The organism is Micromonospora sp. NPDC049366, assembly GCF_044466625.1.
Taxonomy (GTDB): domain Bacteria; phylum Actinomycetota; class Actinomycetes; order Mycobacteriales; family Micromonosporaceae; genus Micromonospora.
Map to the genome: position 1 here is coordinate 267,778 of NZ_JBITMV010000005.1, position 19,458 is coordinate 287,235.

The window sequence follows — 19,458 nt, forward strand, 5'->3', positions numbered from 1 at the left end:
CCGTGGACGAGCAGCACGCGGAGACGCTGCGGGCGGTCGAGCATGAGCTGACCGCACTGCTGCGGCGCGGCCGGGCCGTCTCGTGGGATGTCGCCCGCGAGGTGCACCCGAACCTGGAACCGAACGCCTACGGACTGCTGCTCTGGCTGCGCCGGTGCGATTCGATCCGGCTCACCGACCTGTCCACCCGGCTGGGGATCGGCAAGGGGACGCTCAGCCGGCAGATCCGCGGGCTGGAGACGCTCGGCCTGGTGCGCCGCATCCCCGATCCGACCGATGGGCGGGCCGCGCAGCTGAGCCTCACCGAGGAGGGGCAGCGCCGCTTCGACGCGGCGCGGGCCGCCCGGATGGGGCACATCCGGGGCACGCTGGAGAGCTGGCCGGTCGAGGACGTGGCGGAGTTCGCGCGGCTGCTGGGCCGCTTCAACGACGCCTGGTCCTGACCCGCCCCGGGCACGCCGCGCCTACGGGGGCGAGACCGAATCAATGTCCGGAACATTCTTCCCGTTCGGCATGTTGTTGCTTCAGGCAACGAGTCCTATGGTTACCAGGAGGCCGACGGCACGGGCCCCTACCCGTCCGTCCCGACCCGAGCGACAGTGGAGACCGGCGACGCGAAGGGGGAGGCGGCCGTGAGCGTGGGAGCACCCGACCGGGAGGAGTACGGCCCGGAGGCCCGACCCCTGCCGTTCGAGCGCGGCACCGACGGACCCCGCGTGGTGCTGGTCGGCGTCGACGGCACCCGCACCTCGGAGCGCGCCGGCTGGTACGCCGCCGGCCTCGCTCGCCGCCAGGGATCGGCCCTCGTCGTCGTCTTCGTCAGCGCCCCGAACGGGCTCACCGCCATGATGCCCGGCGTGGACGCCGGGGCGGTGCGGCGCGCACAGGACGAGCTCGCCGCCGAGCTGCGCCGGGACATCCGGCGGGGCGCCGAGGAGCTGGGCCTGCCGATCACGTTCGTCTGCCGGCGCGGCGACGCGTACACCGAACTGCGGGACGCGGCCGACGAGTTCCACGCGGACCTGGTGGTGGTGGGCTCCTCCGAACAGGCCGGCCACCGGCTGGTCGGCTCCGTGGCCACCCGACTGGTCCGCGCCGGCCGCTGGCCGGTCGTCGTGGTGCCCTGATAACCGGTCGCCCGCTGTCGGACCTCCCGGCGATCATGTCCGGATGACCTGGAGAGCACCCGAGATCACCCGCACGCCCGAGCCCCTCGTCGCCGACGAGCGCACCATGCTGGAGGGCTGGCTCGACTACCACCGGCAGACCCTGCTGCTGAAGTGCGCCGGCCTGACCGCCGACCAGTTGACCACACCGAGCGTCGAGCCGTCCGGGCTCACCCTGCTCGGGCTCGTCCGCCACCTGGCCGAGGTGGAGGCCTGGTGGTTCCGGGACAACTTCGCCGGCGAGACCGTCGACTACCCCTACTTCACCCCCGAGCAACCGGACGCCGACTTCGACGTGACCGGCACCGACGCCGAGGCCGACTTCGCGACCTTCCACCGCGAGGTCGAGCTGGCCCGGGCCGCGGCCGCCGGTCACTCCCTCGACGAGACCTTCACCGAGAAGACCCCGAAGCGCCGCACCTTCAACCTGCGCTGGGTCTACACCCACATGATCGAGGAGTACGCCCGGCACAACGGCCACGCCGACCTGATCCGCGAGCGCCTCGACGGCGTCACCGGGGACTGACCTGCCCGGCCCGCAGCAGGTGCGCGCCGAGCGGGGTGAGCGCGTGCAGCACGGCGACACCGTTGCGGTGGGACGTGATCAGCCCGGCCGCCCGCAGCGTCGAGGCGTGCTGGCTGGCCGAGGCGACCGAGATGCCGAGCGCCCGGGCGACCTGCGAGGTGCTCGGCCCATCGGCGATCACGCCCAACACCGCCGCCCGGGTCCGTCCCAGCAGGTTCGCCAAGGGCTCGGCGGTGGTCAGCTCGCGCCGGCTCGGGCGGATCGGGTAGGCGAGGACGAGCGGCCCGGCCGGGTCGTCGAGCACGCACGGGTGCGGCAGGAAGTAGGCCGGGACCAGCGTCACACCCCGACCGTCCGGCACCACGTCCAACTCCGTGCCGAACGCGCACTCGTACGACAACTGGTAGGTGGAGCCGGCGGAACGCCAGGACAGGTGCGGGCTGAGATCACGCAGCACCCGGTCGATCCCGGCGTCCACCAGCGCGTGTCCGCGTACGGCTCGGTCGGCCTGCACCGCCGCGCCGACCGTCGACCAGTACGGGGCCACCGCCACCGCGTGGAACGCCGTCATCGCCGCCAGCAGTTCCCGCCGGGCCGCCGCGTCCCCCGACGCCAGCGGGCCGACCCGCGCCGGGAGGTCACCGGCGTCCAGGCGGGGCCGCAGCTCCGCCGCCAGCCGCTCGGCGGGGGTGGCCGCCACCTCGTCGAGCGACGTGCGGAAGTCGCTGCCGAGGCCGGGCGGGGTGACGAAGTCCGGCAGCCACCACGCCAGGCGGCACAGGTCCAGGTACGGCCGCATGGCCGGGCGGAGCGCGGCCCGGGTGCGGGCCCGCCACTGCGCCAGGTGCTCCGGCACGGTGGCCTGGAAGAGGCGTTGACCGGCGGCGGCCAGCTCGATCAGCACCGACGGCGCGGATCGCACGGTGGTGCGGCTGAGGTCCGTCGCGTTCAGGTGCAGGGTCAACATGCGGCCGACGCTAGCCGCCCTTCACGCCAGCCCGAAAGGGTGTGGAGTGTGGACGGACCCGCGCCGATCCTTCGCGCATGACGAGTTTCCTCGCGGCGGCCGTCGCCGCGCTCACCGTCCTGACCGTCGCCGCCGGACCCTCCCCCATCCCCGACCGGGAACGCCCGGACAGCTACGTCGTCACCCACGAGCCGGACGTACGCCCCGAGGGCGTCGCCGTCACAGCCGACGGCACGATCTACGTCACCAGCGTGACCACCGGCGCCGTCTACCGGGGCGACACCGCCCGGCCCGCGCTTCGGCCGTTCCTGCCGGCCGGCGGGGACGGTCGGACGAGCGCGGCCGGGGTGCGCCCGGACCGGAACGGCCGCCTCTTCGTCGCCGGCTGGGTGACCGGCACGCTCTTCGTGCACGCCCCGGACGGCACGCTGCTCGCCCGGCGGGTGGCGGCCACCGACGCCGCCCTCAACGACGTGGCGGTGACCGACGACGCCGTCTACGTCACCGACTCGGCGACCGGGACCGTGTGGCGGGCCCCCCTCGACCGCACGCGGATCGGCGACCTCACCCCGTGGCTCACCCCGGCGGACTTCGCCGCCGCTCCGGGCTTCCTGAACGGCATCGCGGTCACCCCGGACGGCCGGTACGCGCTCGTCGCCGACCAGGGCACCGGCGAGCCGGGAAGCGAACGTCTGCACCGGGTCGACCTGCGGGGGCGTACCGCGACGGTGGTGCGGGTGAGCGGCGGGCAGATGGGCGCCGACGGGCTGCTGCTGGAGGGCGACCGGCTCTACGGGGTGGTGAACTTCCCCGACGGGCACGGCGGCTGGAGCTTCGCGGTCAACGTGGCGGTCCTCGACGCGGACCGACGGACGGCGCGGGTGGTCCGGCAGTCGCGACCGGCGCCGCTGGCCCAGTCGCCGACCACCCTCGCCCGCGACGGTGGCCGCCTGCTGTGGGTCAACAGCCAGCTCAACGCCGAGACGCCCACGCCGCCGTTCACGGTGAGCGAGGTGCCGGGCGTGCGTTGACCGGCGCCGGTCCCGCCCGGCGACACCCGGGAAGGGACCTGCGGCCCCTGACCACGCCCGGCCGCCCGCTCAGTACGCCAGCGCCGCCCGCAGGTAGCGCAGGTCGCCGGGGCCCGTCCAGCGGTGGGCGGAGAGCCCGGCGACGCGGGCGCCCCGCACCGACCAGTCCTCGTCGTCGGTGAACAGCACCCGGTCCGGTGGGGTGGCGAGGGCCTGGCAGGCCGCCTGGAAGTACTCCTTCGCCGGCTTGTTCACGCCGAGCCGGTACGAGCTGACCACCGCGTCGAACTCGTCGGTCAGGTCGAGCGCGGCCAGGTCGTCGTCGAGCCGGTCGGTGGCGTTGGTGGCCAGCCCGACCCGGATGCCGGCGGCCCGCGCCTCCCGGACGAAGCCGAGCACCTCCGCGTCGATCTCGCCCCGGTAGGTCTGCCACTCCTCGACCGCCGCCCGGGCCCGCTCCGGGCTGCCCACCGGCTCGGCCAGCGCGTCGGCGACGCTGGTCATCCAGTCGGCGTGGCTGACCTGTCCGGTGAGCACCGGCTGGAGCCGCCCCCACTGCATGGCGATCTCGGTGAGCACCCCCTCGGCGAGGCCGTACCGCTGTTCCACCCCGGCGGCCACCGCCGGGTCGAAGCGCCGTACGACGCCGTCGAAATCCACCAGGAGCGCCGTCGCGCGTTCCCGAGCCACTACCCGTTCTCCTCGCCGCGGCCCTGCCGCTCGTCCTCGTCGTCGGCCCGGTTGAGCCGCTGGCTGATGACCTGGGTGACGCCGCCGCGCATGGTCACCCCGTAGAGCGCGTCGGCGACCTCCATCGTCCGCTTCTGGTGCGTGATGACGATGAGCTGGCTCTTCTCCCGCAGCTGCGCCAGCAGTGTGATCAGCCGGCCGAGGTTCACGTCGTCGAGCGCCGCCTCCACCTCGTCCATGATGTAGAACGGGCTGGGTCGCGCGCGGAAGATCGCCACCAACATGGCCACCGCGGTCAGCGACCGCTCGCCGCCGGAGAGCAGCGACAGCCGCTTGATCTTCTTGCCGGGCGGCCGGGCCTCCACCTCCACACCCGTGGTGAGCAGGTCGTCGGGGTCGGTGAGCACCAGCCGGCCCTCGCCGCCGGGGAAGAGCACCGTGAAGACCTGCTCGAACTCCCGGGCGGTGTCGGCGAACGCGCTGGCGAACACCTCCAGGATCCGGTCGTCCACGTCCTTGACGACGGTGAGCAGGTCCCGCCGGGTGGCCTTGAGGTCCTCCAGCTGCTCGGACAGGAACTTGTAGCGCTCCTCCAGCGCGGCGAACTCCTCCAGCGCCAGCGGGTTCACCTTGCCGAGCAGGGCCAGCTCCCGCTCCGCCTTCGCGGCCCGCTTCTCCTGCACCGGCCGCTCGTAGCGGACCGGCTCGGGCACCGGCAGGCCGTCCCGCTCGGCGGCGGCGACGTCGGCCTGCGTCGGCGGCACCGGCTGGCCGGGGCCGTACTCGGCGACCAGGGTCTCCACGTCGAGGCCGAAGTCCTCGGCGGCCTTCGCCTCCAACTGCTCGATGCGCAGCCGCTGCTCGGCGCGGGCGACCTCGTCGCGGTGCACCTGGCTGGTCAGCCGCTCCAGCTCACCGCCGAGCCGCTTCGCCGCTCCGCGTACCTCCTGGAGCTCGGCCTCCCGAGCGGCGCGCTCGCGCGCCACCTCGTCGCGCTGCTGCTCGGCGGTGGCGATCGACGTGGTGAGCCGGGTCAGCGCCTCGCGGGCGCCACCGGCGACGGCCCGGGCGATCGCGGCGCCCCGGGTGCGGGCGGCCCGCCGGGCCGCGGCGCGCTCCCGCGCGGCCCGCTCCGCGGTGGCCTGTCGGCGCAGCGAGTCGGCGCGGCCGGCGATCGAGGAGACCCGCTCCTCGGCGGTACGCACCGCCAGCCGCACCTCCATCTCGTTCTGTCGGGCCTGCGGCACCATCGCGGCGAGCTGGTCCCGCTCCTCGGTGGACGGCTCGGCGTCGACCGGGGTCTCCTCGGCCAGCCGCAGCCGCTCCTCCAACTCGGCCAGGGCCAGCAGGTCACGCTCGCGGGCGGCCTCGGCGCGCGCCCGGGACTCGCCGAGCCGGTCGGTCTCCGCCTTCGCCGAACGGGCGGCCGCGCCCAGCTCGGCCAGGCGGCGGGCGGCGGCGTTGCGATGGCTCTCCGCCTCCCGCTTCGCGGCCGCGGCGTGCTGCACCGCCTCCTTGGCGACGGCCACCTCGGCGCGCGCCTCGACCAGCTGGTCGCGCAGCTCGGCGGCGGTGTGTTCGGCCGCGATCCGGTTGGTGCGGGCCTCCTCGACGGCGGCCTGCACCTCGATGAAGCTGGGTGCCTTGGCCGACCCGCCGGCCGCCGCGTACGCCCCGACGACGTCGCCGTCCGGGGTGACCGCCCGCAGCTCCGGGTTGACGCCCACCAGTTCGGCGGCGGCGGCGAGGTCCTCGACGAGGACGACGTCACGCAACGCCCGGTGCACCGCCGGCCGGAGCTGGTCGCCGCACTCCACCAGGTCCGGGGCCCACTGCGCGCCGTCGGGCAGTTTGGGTCGCAGCGCGTCGGCGGGTCCGTCCATGCCGGGGCCTGCCGGGCTGCCCACCAGCAGCCCGGCCCGGCCGGCGTCGGAGATCTTCAGCAGTCGCATCGCCTCGACCGCCTCGTCCACACCGCTGACGGCGACCGCGTCGGCCAGCCCGCCGAGCGCGGCGGCGAGGGCTGCCTCGTGCCCGGGCGCGACGGTGAGCAGTCCGGAGAGGCTGCCGAGCAGGCCGGGCACGTCGCCGGCGCGGGCGAGCAGCGCGCCGGCGCCGTCCTTGCGTCGCAGGCCGAGCGCGAGGGCCTCCTCGCGGGCCTTCCAGGTGGCGGCGTCCTTCTCCGCGGCGCGCTCGGCGTCGGACAGCGACCGGACGGCCGCCTGGGCGCGCTCGTGCACGGCCACCGCCTCGGCGTGCCGGGTGTCCAGGTCGGCGTTGTCGCGGTCCGCCTCGGTGGACTGCTCGGCCACCGCGTCAAGGTCGGCCTGGGCCTTCTCCGCGCGGGCCATCGCGTCGGCGTGGGCGGCGGCGAGGCGCTCGATCTCCTCCCCACCGGTGGTGGCGCGGGTCCGGGCGGAGTTCACCTGGCCGGTGAGTCGGGCCAGCCCCTCCCGGCGGTCGGCGATCGCCTTCGCCGCCGCGACCAGCTGCCGCTCCGCGGCGGCGAGCTGCCGCTCCAGCTCCTGGCGGTGCTCCACGGCCTCGGCCAGCCGGATCTGGTCGTCGGTGAGCGCCCCGCGCAGCTCCTCCTCCTGCTCGCGGACCCGCTCGGCCTCGGCCTCCAACTGGTCCGGGTCGCGCCCGGGGCGCTCGTCGTCCGGCGTGGCGCTGAGGTGACGCAGCCGCTCGCGGGCGAGCTGCTCGATGGAACGGAACCGCTCCTGGAGCGCGGACAGCTTGTACCAGGTGTCCTGGGCGGCGGCGAGCAGCGGCGCGTCCTCGGCGAGGGCGGCCTCCAGCTCACCGAGGCGCTGCTGCACCTCGGTGTGCTCCGCCTCGACCTGCTCCCGGCGCTCCCGCAGGGCGGTCTCGTCGGCGATCTCCTTGTCCAGGGTCGCGCGCAGGGTCGCCAGGTCGTCGGCGAGCAACCGCAGCCGGGCGTCCCGCAGGTTGGCCTGGATGGCGGCGGCCCGACGGGCCACCTCGGCCTGCCGGCCGAGCGGCTTGAGCTGGCGGCGCAGCTCGGCGGTGAGATCGGTCAGCCGGTTGAGGTTCGTCTGCATCGCGTCGAGCTTGCGCAGCGCCTTTTCCTTGCGCTTGCGGTGCTTGAGGACGCCCGCGGCCTCCTCGATGAACGCGCGCCGGTCCTCCGGCTTGGCGTGCAGCATGCCGTCGAGCCGACCCTGGCCGACGATGATGTGCATCTCCCGGCCGATGCCGGAGTCGGACAGCAGCTCCTGGATGTCGAGCAACCGGCAGGAATCGCCGTTGATCTCGTATTCGCTCTCGCCGGACCGGAACATGCGGCGGGTGATGGACACCTCGGTGTACTCGATCGGCAGCGCACCGTCGGTGTTGTCGATGGTGAGGGTCACCTCGGCCCGGCCCAGGGGGGCGCGGCCGGCGGTGCCGGCGAAGATGACGTCCTCCATCTTGCCGCCGCGCAACGCCTTCGCGCCCTGCTCGCCGAGCACCCAGGCGATGGCGTCGACGACGTTGGACTTGCCGGAGCCGTTCGGACCCACCACGCAGGTGATGCCCGGCTCCAGCTTCAACGTCGTCGCGGAGGCGAAGGACTTGAAGCCCTTCACCGTCAGGCTCTTGAGATGCACGTCCCGATCCTCGTCCGGTGGCCGCCGTACCGTCGCCGGCTGCGCGGACCCCTGGTGAACCCGCAGACTAACCCGCGGGCGCCGGGGCGCGGGCACGCGACCCGCCTGCGGTGCGGGCCGCGCAGCGCTCACCGGCCGGCCCGGGCGGCCATGCATTGCTCATCGGTACGCCACGGCAAAGGCGATCATCGTTCACGCGACGCGTGGACCGCCGCCATTTCCGGAACCGGTGAGACGGACCGTCGCCAAGATCGATTAATTGCGGGGGCGGAAAAGCGTGGAGACAGAGCTGCGCGCCGGCACACAGGTGACGGCGCGCTTTTTTGCGTGTTGCGATTCAGTTTTCCGACCCGGGATCAGGTCAGCGCGGGCTCGGCGAGCCGGAGCAGATCGTCCGCCTCACTCGCGGCGGCGGCGAGCCGATCATTCTCGGCGCGCAGACGCGTGAGCTCGAACTCGAGTGCCTGAACCCTGGCACGCAGTCGGGTGACCTCGTCGAGCAGACGCCGGTCGGGCGCTGCACCTACGTGGCCGTAGAGGGCCTTCGCCATGATGACTCCTTGATATGCGCTGCCGGAAAGGCCGGCCAACGCGCGCCCATGTGTCAGCGACTGCCATTCCAGCTGTATCTGGGCATGGCCGGGCGCGACTGGCGACACTTATATATTGAGCCGCAAACCCCCCCTTCGTCAAGTTCTCGCAGGCCGTAGATCATCTCTGCGTCGGCCTGACCACTTGCCGGGGGGCTGCCACGAGGCACGGACACGCTCTGTCCGGACGCCTTTACTGTACGCCTCCGTTCCCGGGAAGTCCGCACCCGGGCGTCCGGCTTCCCCTTAACTCTTCCTTAGCCACATTGCCGCAGGTCGCGGGGCAGTCGTAGCGTCACCCCGGCCCGCAACCGACCCTCTGGAGGCTGAGGCGTGTACGGCAGGACCGACCCGAACGACCCGGCTGGCGCCGCCCGGCGCCCGGAATCCCCGATCGGCGAACCGGCCTGGCTGACCGACCGTCCGGAGCCGCGGTCGGCCTACCTGTTCGGGGACGACCCCGAGCAGCCGGCCGAGACCCGGCGCCACGACCAGCCGACGGACGGCCGGTGGGCGGAGCCCACGGGCGGGTGGGACGACCAGCCGACCGGCCGATGGGCGGCCGAGCCCGCGCCGCGGGACGAGCGGGCGACCGACGGCCGGCACCGGGACCTCCCCGCCGGTGGCTGGCGGGACGAATCGTCCACGCACTGGTCCGCGGAGCGGACCGACCCCTGGGCGGCGGACGAGTCCACCGGCCGGCACCACGGTCCCGCCGCGGGGGGCGTCCCGGCGGAGCCGCCGATCGGCGGCTGGACCACCGACGCCGCCACGGAGGCGTGGTCGACGTACGACGCGAGCGCGCCCACGAGCGACGCCTGGCCGGCGTACGACCGCGACAGCGAGCCCACGCGTGGTGGCTGGTCGGCGTACGGCGAGCGCGACGGTGGGCCGGTCGCCGGCACCTGGCACGTCGACGACGCCACCGCCCCGATCAGCCCGCCGGTCGCTCCCCGCACCACGACCGTCGACCAGGGCGGCGCCCAGGGGCGGCACCGGTCCCGCCGACGGGTCCCCCGACCGCTGCTCATCGGTGGCGCCGCCGCGGCGGCCACCCTGGTGGTGAGCCTCGGCGTCGGCGCGTTCGCCCTGCCCGGCGGCCCCGGCGGTCCGGGCGAGCCGAGCGCGGTCGACGACACCGTGGCCGCCGCGCCCGCCCCGCCCGCTGACGAGGCGTTCCCCGGTGACGCGCTGGCCGCCCCCGCCGCAACCGCCTCGCCCACCACGGCCCGCCCGACCCCGTCGGCGAGCCCGACCAACCGGCCCACCCCGGTGCCCTCCCGCACCACGGCGACGTCCCGGCGCAGCGTCGACCGGAGCCCCAAGCCGAGCTCCGCCGCGACGACGGCCCCGGCCGGCGGCACCGTCAGCGCCCAGGCGCGCGAGATCGTCGACCTGGTGAACGCCGAGCGGGCCAAGGCCGGCTGCGGCGCCCTCGGCATCGACGACAAGCTGATGACCGCGGCACAGCGGCACAGCCAGGACCAGGCCGACCACCAGAACATGTCGCACACCGGCAGTGACGGCAGCGACGCCGGTGACCGGCTCGACCGGGTGGGCTACGCGTGGCGCACCTACGGCGAGAACGTGGCGTGGAACCAGAAGACGCCGGCCGCGGTGATGGACGCCTGGATGAACAGCCCCGGACACCGCGCCAACATCCTGAACTGCGCGTTCACCGAGATCGGCGTGGGCATCGCGAGCAGCAACGGGCCGTACTGGACGCAGGTCTTCGCCACGCCGCGCTGACCGGGCGAGTCGTCGGCGGGTCCGCGCTCGTTCACCCGGATGAGGTACGTCGACGTGGGGGCGGCGTACCGGTGGGGGCGGCCGGGTGCCGCCCGGGACCCGGGAGCTGCCGATGCGGATCCGGCTGCGGCGTCGCGCCGTCCGGTGCCGGCTGCGCCGGGCACTGTCCGCCGGCGCCGTCCTGCTCCTGCTGATCCCGGTGTACGGGTGCCGCGTGGAGCTCACCCCACCGGGCGCCCCGACGGCGTGGCCGGCGGAGTCGGCCCGCCACTGGCAGTGGCAGTGGCAGCTGAGCGGCCCGCTCGACCCGAACGTCGACGCCGACGTGTTCCTGCTCGACCCGGTGCGGACGACCACGGCGGAGACCGCCGACCTGCGGGCCCGGGACCGTCGGCTCGTCTGCCAGGTCCACGTGGGTTCGCTGCTGCCCGACGACGCGGACGCGAGCCGCTTCCCCGAGACCGTACGCGGTGCGGCCGGCCACCGTCCGGGGAGCCGATGGCTCGACGTCCGGCAGTGGGACACCCTGGAGCCGGTGCTCGCGGACCGGATGCGGCTCTGCCGAGGCAAGGGATTCGGCGCGGTGGTCCTCGCCGACGCGGACGGCTACCTGCACCGCAGCGGCTTTCCGCTGGGCTTCGACGACCAGCTGGTGTTCAACCGGCGGTTGGCCACGCTCGCCCGGTCCCTGGACCTCTCCCCCGGGCTGCTCAACGACGTGCCCCAGGTCGCGGCGCTGGCCCCGGATTTCGACTTCGCGGTCAACGAGGAGTGCGTACGCCTCGGCCTGTGCGCCAAGCTGCTCGCGTTCACCGAGGCGGGGAAGCCGGTCTTCCACGTCGAGTACACGGGCTCGACCACCGACTTCTGCGTGACCACCGTCGGCTACGGCTTCACCTCCATGCGCAAGGAGCGCACCCTCGACGCGTGGCGGATCTCCTGCGCGCTGCCCTGACCGTGCGGTCGGCCGTGTCCGCCCCAGGAGGCCGGGCGACGCGGCGGGGCCGGACCGCGCGTACGGCCCGGCCCCGCCTGATGATCGTCAGCGGACGCCGACGAGCTCCGGCGCGGACGCCGGCGGGTCGGTCGGCGCGACCGCCGGACGGCGGCGCAGGAAGCGCGGCGCCCACCAGTTCGCGTCGCCGAGCATGGTCATCAGGGCCGGCAGCACCACCGCCCGGATGATCGTGGCGTCCAGCAGGATCGCCGCCGCGAGCCCGATGCCGAGCTGCTTCATGTCGATCGTGCTCAGCGTCGCGAAGATCGAGAAGACGCCGACCATCACGATCGCCGCGCTGGTCACCACCCCGGCCGATGTGGTGATGCCGTACGCCACGGCGTCCCGGTTGGACATCCCGGCGCGGATCCCCTCCCGGATCCGGCTGACCACGAAGACGTGGTAGTCCATCGACAGGCCGAAGAGCACCACGAAGAGGAACAGCGGCAGCCAGGACACGATCGCGCCCATCGAGGTGAAGCCGAGCAGGTCGTCCGCCCAGCCGCCCTGGAAGACCAGCACCAGCAGCCCGTACGCGGCGCCCGCGGAGAGCAGGTTCAGCGCGATCGAGCTGACCGCCACCACCACCGAGCGGAACGTCAGCGTCATCACCAGGAACGTGAGCACCAGCACGAAGCCCATCACCAGCGGGAGCTTGTCCCGGACGTGCGCCGCGTAGTCCTCGCTGGCGGCGACGCCACCGCCGACCGCGTACTCGATGCCGGGGACACCACGGAGCGCGGCCGGGGCGAGATCGTCCCGCAGCCGGTGCAGGGAGTCGACGGCCCGATCGTCGCGGCTGGCGTACGGCGTGGCCACCTCCAGCACCGACACCCGCCGGTCGTCCGACACCCGGATCTTCGGGCCGTCCGCCTCGACGGGCGCGAAGAGCGGATCGCCGCCGGCCCGACCGGCCAGGTCGGTCAGCGCGGCCCGCACCCGCTCGGCCTCGGCCGCCGGCGCCCGGACCGCGACCGTGTGGCTCGTGCCGTTGCTGGGAAAGGCGGCGGTCAACCGGTCGTACGCCTGCATCGCCGGCGTGCTGCGCGGCAGGTCCTCCATGCCGGGGAACTTCAGCTTCATGCCCAGCGCGGGCGCGGCGAGGGCGAGCAGCAGGCCGACGGAGATCACCAGCGTCGCCACCGGCGCCCGCAGCGCGGGCCGGAGCACGGCCGGCCAGAATCGTGGCGGCGCCTCCCCGGCTCGTCCGGTACGCGGCGCGGTCAACCGCCACAGCAGCGGCACCCGGGGGCGGTCGACCCAGCGGCCCAGCTTCGCCAGCAGCGCGGGCAGCACGGTCAACGAGCCGGTCACCGCGACGGCGACCACCAGGATGGAGCCCACGGCGAGCGAGGAGAAGACCGCGTCACCGGCGAGCAGCAGGCCGGCCATCGAGATGACCACGGCGAAGCCGGAGACCACGACCGCGTGTCCGCTGGTCTCCGCGGCGATCTCCACGGCGTCCAGGCCGGAGCGTCCCTTGGCGCGTTCCTCGCGTTCCCGGCGCACGTAGAACAGCGAGTAGTCCACGCCGACCGCCATGCCGATGAGCAGGATGACGCTGGCCGTGACATCGGTCGCCGGCACCAGGTGCGAGGCGAGGGTGGAGAGCCCCATCGCGGCGGCCACCGAGGAGAGCGCGAGCAGCACCGGCACGCCGGCCGCGATGAGCGCGCCGAACGCGATGATCAGGATGGCCAGGGTCACCGGCAGGCTGAGCAGCTCCGCGCGCTGGAAGTCCTTGCCGAGGGTGTCGTCGAGCGCCTTGTTGACCGACGGGCCGCCGACCTGCTCGATGCGCAGCCGCGGGTGGGCGTCCTGGGTGGCGGCCGTGGCGTCGAGCAGCGGTTGCAGCCGCTCCGACGCCGTCTCCGGGTCGCCGGACATGGTGATCGGCAGCAGCAGCGCGGAGTCGTCCCGCGCCGGCACCGGCTGCCCCACCTCGGCCACCCCGACCACCGACCGCAGCCGCTCCGCGGCGTCGCCGGCCGCCGCCCGCGCGGCCGCCTGGTCGAGCGTGCCCGTACGCGCGGTGATCAGGATGTTCTCCACCGCCGGCTGGTGGAAGTCACCGCCCTCGACGATCACCCCGGCCCGGCCGGACTCGCCGATCGCCCGGTCGGAGTTCGTGGCCTCGTTGAGGCCCGCGGCGTTTCCCCCCACGAAACACACCGCCACGAACACCACCCACAGCGCGATCGCGCGCCACGGATGTTCGGCGCTCCACCGCGCCAGCCGGACCGTCACCGGTCTCGCCCCCATCACGGGTCCCCCTGTTCCGTCAGCCCATGTCACCGGTGCTGACGCTAGGGACGGAACCGTCCGCGGACATCCGGGAGCGCCCCGGCCCGTCCCCGGTGTCCACCCGGGCGGGACGACCCCCGATCGGGGCGCGTCGGTGGGGGCATCGGTCGCGAATCAGACGGTCACCGGGGGTACGCCCGGAGCGGCACCGGCCGACACGCGAACCGCGCCCCCGAGACGGCTCAGGGTCAACCCCGCAGGGCGCCCCGGGGGCGGGTCTGACAACGCGGGCAGCTGTACGAGGACCGGTTCATGAACGGTTCGCGGCGGATCGGCGCGCCGCAGCGGCGACAGGGCTCGCCCTCCCGGCCGTAGACGTTGAGCGACCGGTCGAAGTAGCCACTCTCGCCGTTGACGTTGACGTAGAGGGCGTCGAAGCTGGTGCCGCCCTGCTTGATCGCCTCACCCAGCACGTCCCGTACGTGCCCGAGCAGCCGCTGCGCGGCCGGGCCGGTCAGCGCGTCGGTCGGCCGGGCGCCGTGCAGGCCGGCCCGCCAGAGCGCCTCGTCGGCGTAGATGTTGCCCACTCCGGAGATCAGCGTCTGGTCGAGCAGCGCCCGCTTCACCTCGGTGCGCCGCCGCCGCAGCCCGGCCACGAACCCGGCGTCGGAGAACTGCGGGTCCATCGGGTCCCGGGCGATGTGGGCGATCTCCGCCGGCAGCTCCGCCCCGCCCTCGCTCACCGCGAGCCCGCCGAACGTGCGCTGGTCGACGAAGCGCAGCTCCGGGCCGTCGTCGGCGAACCGGAACCGCACCCGCAGGTGCGTCTCGTCGGGGGCGTCCGCCGGTTGCAGCAGCAGCTGACCGGACATGCCGAGGTGGCCGACCACCGCGTCACCCGAGTCCAGCGGTAGCCAGAGGTACTTGCCGCGCCGGCGTACGTCGAGGATCGTCCGGCCGGCCAGCACGTCGGCGAAGTGCTGCCCACCGGGCACGTGCCGCCGGACCGCCCTCGGGTGGCGCACCTCGACGGAATCGATCCGTCGGCCGATCACCCACTGGGCCAGGCCCTGCCGGACGGTCTCGACCTCGGGCAACTCAGGCACGTGCCGGCCCCGGGTCCCGGTCGCCAACCGTGTCCGTGGCGTCGGCGTCGGTCGTGGCGGCCGCCTCGGTGGTGGCGTCAGCGTCGATGGTGGCGTCGGCGTCGATGGTGGCGTCGGTGCGCGCCGCCGCGGGGGCGCCGTGCGGGCCGGAGCCGTTGCCGGACGGCCCGGAGCCGTTGCCGCCGGACTCGCCGGGCTGGGCGGCGCTCTCCCCGCCGTCACCCTGCGCGGTCCGCTCGGCCTGCTCGGTCAGGTTCCGCCAGGCGGCCTCGGCGGCCCGCTGCTCGGCCTCCTTCTTGCTGCGCCCCTCGGCGCCGCCGTAGCGGTTGCCGGCGACCACCACCCAGGCGGTGAAGGTCTTCAGGTGGTCGGGACCGGTGCCCTCGATCCGGTACTCAGGCACGCCCAGCCCCATCGCCGCCGTCAGCTCCTGGAGACTGGTCTTCCAGTCCAGCGCGGCGCCCCGGCCGGCCGACTCCGCCATCAGCGGGTCGAAGAGGCGGTGGATGACGATCGCGGCCGTGTCCAGGCCGTACTGGAGGTAGATCGCCCCGAGCAGCGCCTCCAGGGTGTCGGCGAGGATGCTCGCCTTGTCCCGGCCGCCGGTGGTCTCCTCACCCTTGCCGAGGAGCAGGTAGGCGCCGAGCCCGTCCGGGCCGAGGCCGCGCGCCACATCGGCCAGCGCCCGCATGTTGACCACGCTGGCGCGCAGCTTGGCCAGCTGCCCCTCCGGAAGGTCGGGGTGGTTGTGGAACAGCGCCGTCGTGATCACCACGCCGAGCACCGAGTCGCCGAGGAACTCCAGCCGCTCGTTGGTGGGCAGGCCGCCGTTCTCGTACGCGTACGACCGGTGGGTCAGCGCGCGTTCCAGCAGCTCCGGGTCCAGCGTCACGCCGAACGCGGCCTCGAGGTGACCGACGGACGCCCGTCGCCGCTTGTCGTTGCTCATGGTGTGGCTACCTCATCGGTGGTGCGGTCGTGGTCGGCCGCGGCGCTGGTGGAGAGCAGCGCGGCGACGGCGTCGGTGACGCGTCGGCGCCACAGGTGGGCCGCCAGGGCGATGCCGGAGGCGACGTCGTCGGCGCCGGCCGAACCGTGGCAGACGACCACCGTTCCGGCGACGCCGAGCAGGGCGGCGGCACGGGGAGCGCCGCCGTTGGCGGGCGGCCCGCCGGCCATCTCGTACGCGCCCTCGATCGCCTTGAGCAGGACGTTACCGGTGAAACCGTCGGTGACCACCACATCGGCGCGCGCGCCGACCGAGACGTCGTAGCCCTCGACGAGACCGACGTAGCGGGCGTCGCAGGGCAGCGGCTCGGTGGCGAGCACGGGATCGGCGGCGCGACGCACCCGATCGCCCTTGCCCGCCTCGACGCCGACGGAGAGCAGCCCGACCCGCGGCGCGGTCACGGCGTGCGCGACGGCCGCGTACGCGGCGCCGAGCACGGCGTGCCGGGCGAGGGTGGCCGGGCGGGGTTCCAGGGATCCGCCCACGTCGAGCAGGACGACGGGGCCGGCGACGGCGGGGAGCGAGGCGACCAGGGCCGGCCGGCGGACCTCCGGCCAGCGGCCGAGGCTGAGCGCGGCGGCGGTCACGGTGGCACCGGTCGAGCCGGCGGAGACCATCGCGTCGGCGGTGCCCTCGCGGATGGCGGTGACGGCGGCGCGAACGGTGCTCTCCGACCGCGCGGCACTCGGGTGGTCGGCCATGCCGACGGCGGCGCGGACCGGCCGCACGGTGATGCGAGACCGCCCGGCCGGGTCGAGGGCGGCGATCAACGCGTCGGCGACCTCGGAGGGACCGACGAGCAGCAAATGGAGGTCGGGATCGGCGCGCACGGCCCGCAGAGCGCCGTCAACCACGACGGCGGGAGCGTCGTCCCCGCCGAGGAGGTCAACGGCGATCCGCGCGGTGCCCGGCTCCACTCCAGCGGCGGCCGGAACGTACCGGCCGGCGTCGGAAGGAGCCGGGGCACCGGGCGAGTGCCAGGGTGCGCGCGCCGCCCGACCCGAGGTCGGGGGCGTCACTCGGCGTCCAGGTCAGACCTCGAGGACCTGACGGCCGTTGTACGTGCCGCAGACGGAGCAGGCGGCGTGCGGCAGCTTCGGGGACTTGCACTGCGGGCACGCCACGGTCGCGACCGCGGACGCCTTCCAGTTCGCCCGGCGGGACCGGGTGTTGCTGCGCGACATCTTGCGCTTGGGGACGGCCACGGTTCTTACTCCTCTTTACGGGTCAGTTGCGACAGGCTCGCCCATCGCGGGTCGATCTGCTGGTGGCTGTGGTCGGCCGGCAGATCGTCCCAGTGCACCCCGCATTCGGGGCACAGGCCTGGGCAGTCCTCCCGGCAGAGCGGGTTGGTCGGCAGCGTGAGCACCACCGCGTCCCGCAGCGCCGGTTCCAGGTCGATCAGATCGCCCTGCATCCGGCCCACCTCGTCCTCGTCGGTCGTGGTGTCCGTGGTGCTGTTCTCGTACGCGTACAGCTCCTGGATACGCACGACCACCGAGTCGTTGATCTCGCGCAGGCAACGGCTGCACTCGCCCCGGATGGGACCGCTGACGGTCCCGGAGACGAGCACCCCCTCGGACACCGACTCCAGCCTCAGGTCGAGGTCGAGGTCCGCGCCCTCCGGCACGCCGATCAACTCCACGCCGAGGTCCGCCGGTGCCGGCACGACCCGCTTGACCGTACGCAACGCACCAGGCCGACGCGGCAGGTCCCTCGTGTCGAGGACCAGCGGCGACCTGGGGTCGAGTAGTGAAGGCGAGTGTTTGGGCATAGTCAGACTCCGGCCGGTGAGAGGCCGACAAAAAAGGTTACCTGGGTGGCCGCCCGACCGTCGAACCGGGGGCGCAGCCAGCCCCACCTGCCGGCGGTTGAGGTGCCGCTCAGAAGGGTAGCGGGCGTTCCGCCTCGTCCCCAGCGAAGGTGCCGATCTCCCGCAGCGCGTGCATCTTGTCCCGGCCGCGTTCGATCGAGGCGAGGGCCCGGGTCAGGAACTGCTCGAAGTTGGCCAGCGCCGTGTCGACGTAGTCGTCGACCTCCTCGCGCAGCCGCTGCGCCTCGGCGCGGGCCTCGGCGATGATCCGCGCTCCCTCGTGCTCGGCCGAGACGGTGATCTCGTTCACCGAGACCAGCCGGGCGTGTTCCGCCTCACCCTCGCTGATGATCCGGTCGGCCTCGCGCTTGCCGGCCTCCATGATCTTGTCGCGCTCCTCCAGCAGCGCGGCCGCCCGGCGGAGGTCGGCGGGGAGTTCGGCGCGCAGCTCGTCCAGGGCCGCGATCATCTCGCCCCGGTCGACCATGCAGTTGTTCCGCGACATCGGCACGGACCGCGCCGTGTCCACCATGGCGATCAGTTCGTCGATGCGATCGAGCGGGTCCACCGGTCCTCACCCCTGTCGTTCGTCGGCCGACCTACATGATGCGGGTTACGGCCGGATTCCCGCTCCTCCCATCATCGCGCGCACCGCCCCGGCCCGCGCACTTGCCCGGACCGGCGCGCCGCCCCCGGCCCCCGCCGCCGCGGTTGCCACGGGAGTAGGGGGTGGGGGCTTAGGGGCGGGGAGGCGGCGAGAGGCGGGACTGGAGTTCGGCGCGGACGCGGTCGGGCACGTGCGCGGAGATGTCGCCGCCCCACTTGGCGACGTCCTTGACGAGGCTGGAGGAGAGGAACGAGTAGAGCGGGTTGGTCGGCATGAAGAGCGTCTCGACCCCGGCGAGCCCGATGTTCATCTGCGCCATCTGGAGCTCGTAGTCGAAGTCGCTGACCGCCCGCAGGCCCTTGATCAGCACGCTCGCCTGCTGCGCGCGGCAGAAGTCGACCAGCAGCCCACGGAACGACTCCACCCGCACGTTGTCGTACGAGGCGGTCACCTCGCGGAGCATGTCGATCCGCTCCTCGACGGTGAACAGGCCACTCTTCGACTGGTTGACCAGCACGCCGACGATCACCTCGTCGAACAGCCGACTGGCCCGACCGATGATGTCGAGGTGTCCGTTGGTGACCGGGTCGAACGAACCGGGACACACCGCACGTCTCATGATCGGCGACCGTACCAAAGGGTGGTCTCGCCGTAACGGCGGCTGCGCTCCCCGGTGATGCCCGGCACCCAGGCGAGCGGGGTGCTCCGGCTGGACCGCTCGACCACCACGAGCGCGTCGGGCGCCAGCCAGCCGCGCTCGACCAGCGCGGCCAGCACGGCGGTGATCTCCGCGTCCGGCACCGCGTACGGCGGGTCGGCGAAGACCAGGTCGTACGGCTCCCCCTCCGGGCCCCCGGCCAGCACCGTGGCGACCTTCCCGGCGACCAGGCGGGCGGCGGGCGCGGCGCCCAGCGTGGCGATGTTCTCCCGGATCACCCGCGCCGCCCGCGCGTCGTGCTCCACCAGCAGCACGTGCCCGGCCCCCCGGGACAGCGCCTCCAGGCCGACCGCGCCGGACCCGGCGTAGAGATCGACGACGCGGGCGTCGGCCAGGTCCATGTCGGCCTGCACCGCGCTGAACAACGCCTCCCGCACCCGGTCCGAGGTCGGCCGCGTCCCGGCGCCGGGCGGCGCGGCGATCCGCCGGCCGCCGAGCGCCCCGGCCACGATCCGGGTCATCGCCTGCTCCCGCTCATGGTCACGACGCTACGCGACGCCGCGAGGCCGCCGACCGACACTGTCGGTGGCGCACGCGCGACGAGTGGATCACGGAACGTATATCAATGATCTCACATTCATAACATCACTCTTAGCGGAGACTGATGACTGTGCTGCGAACGTCGATGTCG

18 protein-coding genes and 1 pseudogene are annotated in these 19,458 nt (G+C 73.9%); 6 read left to right on the forward strand and 13 right to left on the reverse strand.

Annotation, left to right across the window (positions count from 1 at the left end; translation table 11 throughout):
• Positions 1 to 2 precede the first annotated feature (2 nt).
• The 3 genes from ACIBTV_RS10440 (at position 3) to ACIBTV_RS10450 (ending at position 1,692) form a co-directional block, all read left to right on the forward strand.
• Positions 3 to 443: a MarR family winged helix-turn-helix transcriptional regulator gene (locus ACIBTV_RS10440; protein WP_396703725.1), complete on the forward strand. Its 441-nt coding sequence runs from the start codon at positions 3 to 5 to the stop codon at positions 441 to 443.
• 195 nt (positions 444 to 638) lie between these two features.
• Entirely contained in the window at positions 639 to 1,127 is a 489-nt protein-coding gene (locus tag ACIBTV_RS10445) for a universal stress protein (protein ID WP_396703781.1), read from the forward strand.
• 43 nt (positions 1,128 to 1,170) lie between these two features.
• On the forward strand, positions 1,171 to 1,692 hold the full coding sequence (locus tag ACIBTV_RS10450; protein WP_396703726.1) for a DinB family protein: 522 nt from the start codon (positions 1,171 to 1,173) through the stop codon (positions 1,690 to 1,692).
• Here ACIBTV_RS10450 and ACIBTV_RS10455 read toward each other — a convergent pair.
• A complete protein-coding gene (locus tag ACIBTV_RS10455) occupies positions 1,679 to 2,659 on the reverse strand; it encodes an ArsR/SmtB family transcription factor (RefSeq protein WP_396703727.1) in 981 nt (326 codons plus the stop codon). The genes ACIBTV_RS10450 and ACIBTV_RS10455 overlap by 14 nt on opposite strands.
• 77 nt (positions 2,660 to 2,736) lie before the next feature.
• On the opposite strand from ACIBTV_RS10455, the gene ACIBTV_RS10460 reads away from it, so the two are divergent.
• The gene (locus ACIBTV_RS10460; protein WP_396703728.1) at positions 2,737 to 3,690 is read left to right on the forward strand and encodes an SMP-30/gluconolactonase/LRE family protein; all 954 of its coding nucleotides are present in this window, start codon (positions 2,737 to 2,739) and stop codon (positions 3,688 to 3,690) included.
• A gap of 69 nt (positions 3,691 to 3,759) precedes the next feature.
• Here the strand turns inward: ACIBTV_RS10460 and ACIBTV_RS10465 are convergent, their stop codons facing one another.
• From ACIBTV_RS10465 to ACIBTV_RS10475, 3 genes are all read right to left on the reverse strand, one after another.
• Positions 3,760 to 4,380 (reverse strand): HAD-IA family hydrolase, encoded by a 621-nt coding sequence (locus tag ACIBTV_RS10465; RefSeq protein ID WP_396703729.1) that lies wholly within the window; start codon positions 4,378 to 4,380, stop codon positions 3,760 to 3,762.
• Complete coding sequence (gene smc / locus ACIBTV_RS10470; RefSeq protein WP_396703731.1) at positions 4,380 to 7,994, reverse strand: chromosome segregation protein SMC; 3,615 nt, start codon at positions 7,992 to 7,994, stop codon at positions 4,380 to 4,382. Before smc ends, ACIBTV_RS10465 begins: the two co-directional genes overlap by 1 nt.
• A gap of 356 nt (positions 7,995 to 8,350) precedes the next feature.
• Positions 8,351 to 8,545, reverse strand: coding sequence for a hypothetical protein (locus tag ACIBTV_RS10475; RefSeq protein WP_091591078.1), 195 nt, complete (start codon positions 8,543 to 8,545; stop codon positions 8,351 to 8,353).
• A gap of 372 nt (positions 8,546 to 8,917) precedes the next feature.
• On the opposite strand from ACIBTV_RS10475, the gene ACIBTV_RS10480 reads away from it, so the two are divergent.
• On the forward strand, positions 8,918 to 10,333 hold the full coding sequence (locus ACIBTV_RS10480; protein WP_396703732.1) for a CAP domain-containing protein: 1,416 nt from the start codon (positions 8,918 to 8,920) through the stop codon (positions 10,331 to 10,333).
• A gap of 85 nt (positions 10,334 to 10,418) precedes the next feature.
• Positions 10,419 to 11,288, forward strand: a complete 870-nt coding sequence (locus ACIBTV_RS10485; RefSeq protein WP_396703733.1) for an endo alpha-1,4 polygalactosaminidase — start codon at positions 10,419 to 10,421, stop codon at positions 11,286 to 11,288.
• Between the two features lie 87 nt (positions 11,289 to 11,375).
• Here the strand turns inward: ACIBTV_RS10485 and ACIBTV_RS10490 are convergent, their stop codons facing one another.
• From ACIBTV_RS10490 to rsmD, 9 genes and pseudogenes are all read right to left on the reverse strand, one after another.
• On the reverse strand, positions 11,376 to 13,592 hold the full coding sequence (locus ACIBTV_RS10490) for an MMPL family transporter (RefSeq protein WP_396703734.1): 2,217 nt from the start codon (positions 13,590 to 13,592) through the stop codon (positions 11,376 to 11,378).
• Positions 13,593 to 13,822: 230 nt separating this feature from the next.
• On the reverse strand, positions 13,823 to 14,680 hold the full coding sequence (gene mutM, locus ACIBTV_RS10495; RefSeq protein WP_396703735.1) for a bifunctional DNA-formamidopyrimidine glycosylase/DNA-(apurinic or apyrimidinic site) lyase: 858 nt from the start codon (positions 14,678 to 14,680) through the stop codon (positions 13,823 to 13,825).
• 202 nt (positions 14,681 to 14,882) lie between these two features.
• Positions 14,883 to 15,629: pseudogene (gene rnc / locus ACIBTV_RS10500) on the reverse strand (ribonuclease III); the annotation flags it as partial.
• Positions 15,626 to 16,606 (reverse strand): phosphate acyltransferase PlsX, encoded by a 981-nt coding sequence (locus ACIBTV_RS10505; RefSeq protein WP_396703736.1) that lies wholly within the window; start codon positions 16,604 to 16,606, stop codon positions 15,626 to 15,628. The pseudogene rnc and the gene ACIBTV_RS10505, both read right to left, overlap by 4 nt.
• A gap of 114 nt (positions 16,607 to 16,720) precedes the next feature.
• The gene (gene rpmF / locus ACIBTV_RS10510; RefSeq protein ID WP_396703737.1) at positions 16,721 to 16,894 is read right to left on the reverse strand and encodes a 50S ribosomal protein L32; all 174 of its coding nucleotides are present in this window, start codon (positions 16,892 to 16,894) and stop codon (positions 16,721 to 16,723) included.
• Between the two features lie 5 nt (positions 16,895 to 16,899).
• Positions 16,900 to 17,463, reverse strand: coding sequence for a YceD family protein (locus tag ACIBTV_RS10515; RefSeq protein ID WP_396703738.1), 564 nt, complete (start codon positions 17,461 to 17,463; stop codon positions 16,900 to 16,902).
• A 109-nt stretch (positions 17,464 to 17,572) separates the two neighbouring features.
• On the reverse strand, positions 17,573 to 18,070 hold the full coding sequence (locus tag ACIBTV_RS10520) for a hypothetical protein (RefSeq protein ID WP_091591095.1): 498 nt from the start codon (positions 18,068 to 18,070) through the stop codon (positions 17,573 to 17,575).
• 169 nt (positions 18,071 to 18,239) lie between these two features.
• A complete protein-coding gene (gene coaD, locus ACIBTV_RS10525; protein WP_091591097.1) occupies positions 18,240 to 18,728 on the reverse strand; it encodes a pantetheine-phosphate adenylyltransferase in 489 nt (162 codons plus the stop codon).
• Positions 18,725 to 19,288 carry a 16S rRNA (guanine(966)-N(2))-methyltransferase RsmD gene (gene rsmD, locus ACIBTV_RS10530; protein WP_396703739.1) on the reverse strand — a complete coding sequence of 188 codons (564 nt, stop codon included), beginning with the start codon at positions 19,286 to 19,288 and terminating at the stop codon, positions 18,725 to 18,727. Before rsmD ends, coaD begins: the two co-directional genes overlap by 4 nt.
• Positions 19,289 to 19,458 lie beyond the last annotated feature (170 nt).

Coding starts and splice junctions, on each gene's coding strand:
- ACIBTV_RS10450 (WP_396703726.1), top strand. CDS start 1,171: ATGACCTGGAGAGCACCCGAGATCACCCGCACGCCCGAGCCCCTCGTC.
- ACIBTV_RS10455 (WP_396703727.1), bottom strand. CDS start 2,659: ATGTTGACCCTGCACCTGAACGCGACGGACCTCAGCCGCACCACCGTG.
- ACIBTV_RS10460 (WP_396703728.1), top strand. CDS start 2,737: ATGACGAGTTTCCTCGCGGCGGCCGTCGCCGCGCTCACCGTCCTGACC.
- ACIBTV_RS10475 (WP_091591078.1), bottom strand. CDS start 8,545: ATGGCGAAGGCCCTCTACGGCCACGTAGGTGCAGCGCCCGACCGGCGT.
- ACIBTV_RS10490 (WP_396703734.1), bottom strand. CDS start 13,592: ATGGGGGCGAGACCGGTGACGGTCCGGCTGGCGCGGTGGAGCGCCGAA.
- ACIBTV_RS10515 (WP_396703738.1), bottom strand. CDS start 17,463: ATGCCCAAACACTCGCCTTCACTACTCGACCCCAGGTCGCCGCTGGTC.
- coaD (WP_091591097.1), bottom strand. CDS start 18,728: ATGAGACGTGCGGTGTGTCCCGGTTCGTTCGACCCGGTCACCAACGGA.
- rsmD (WP_396703739.1), bottom strand. CDS start 19,288: ATGACCCGGATCGTGGCCGGGGCGCTCGGCGGCCGGCGGATCGCCGCG.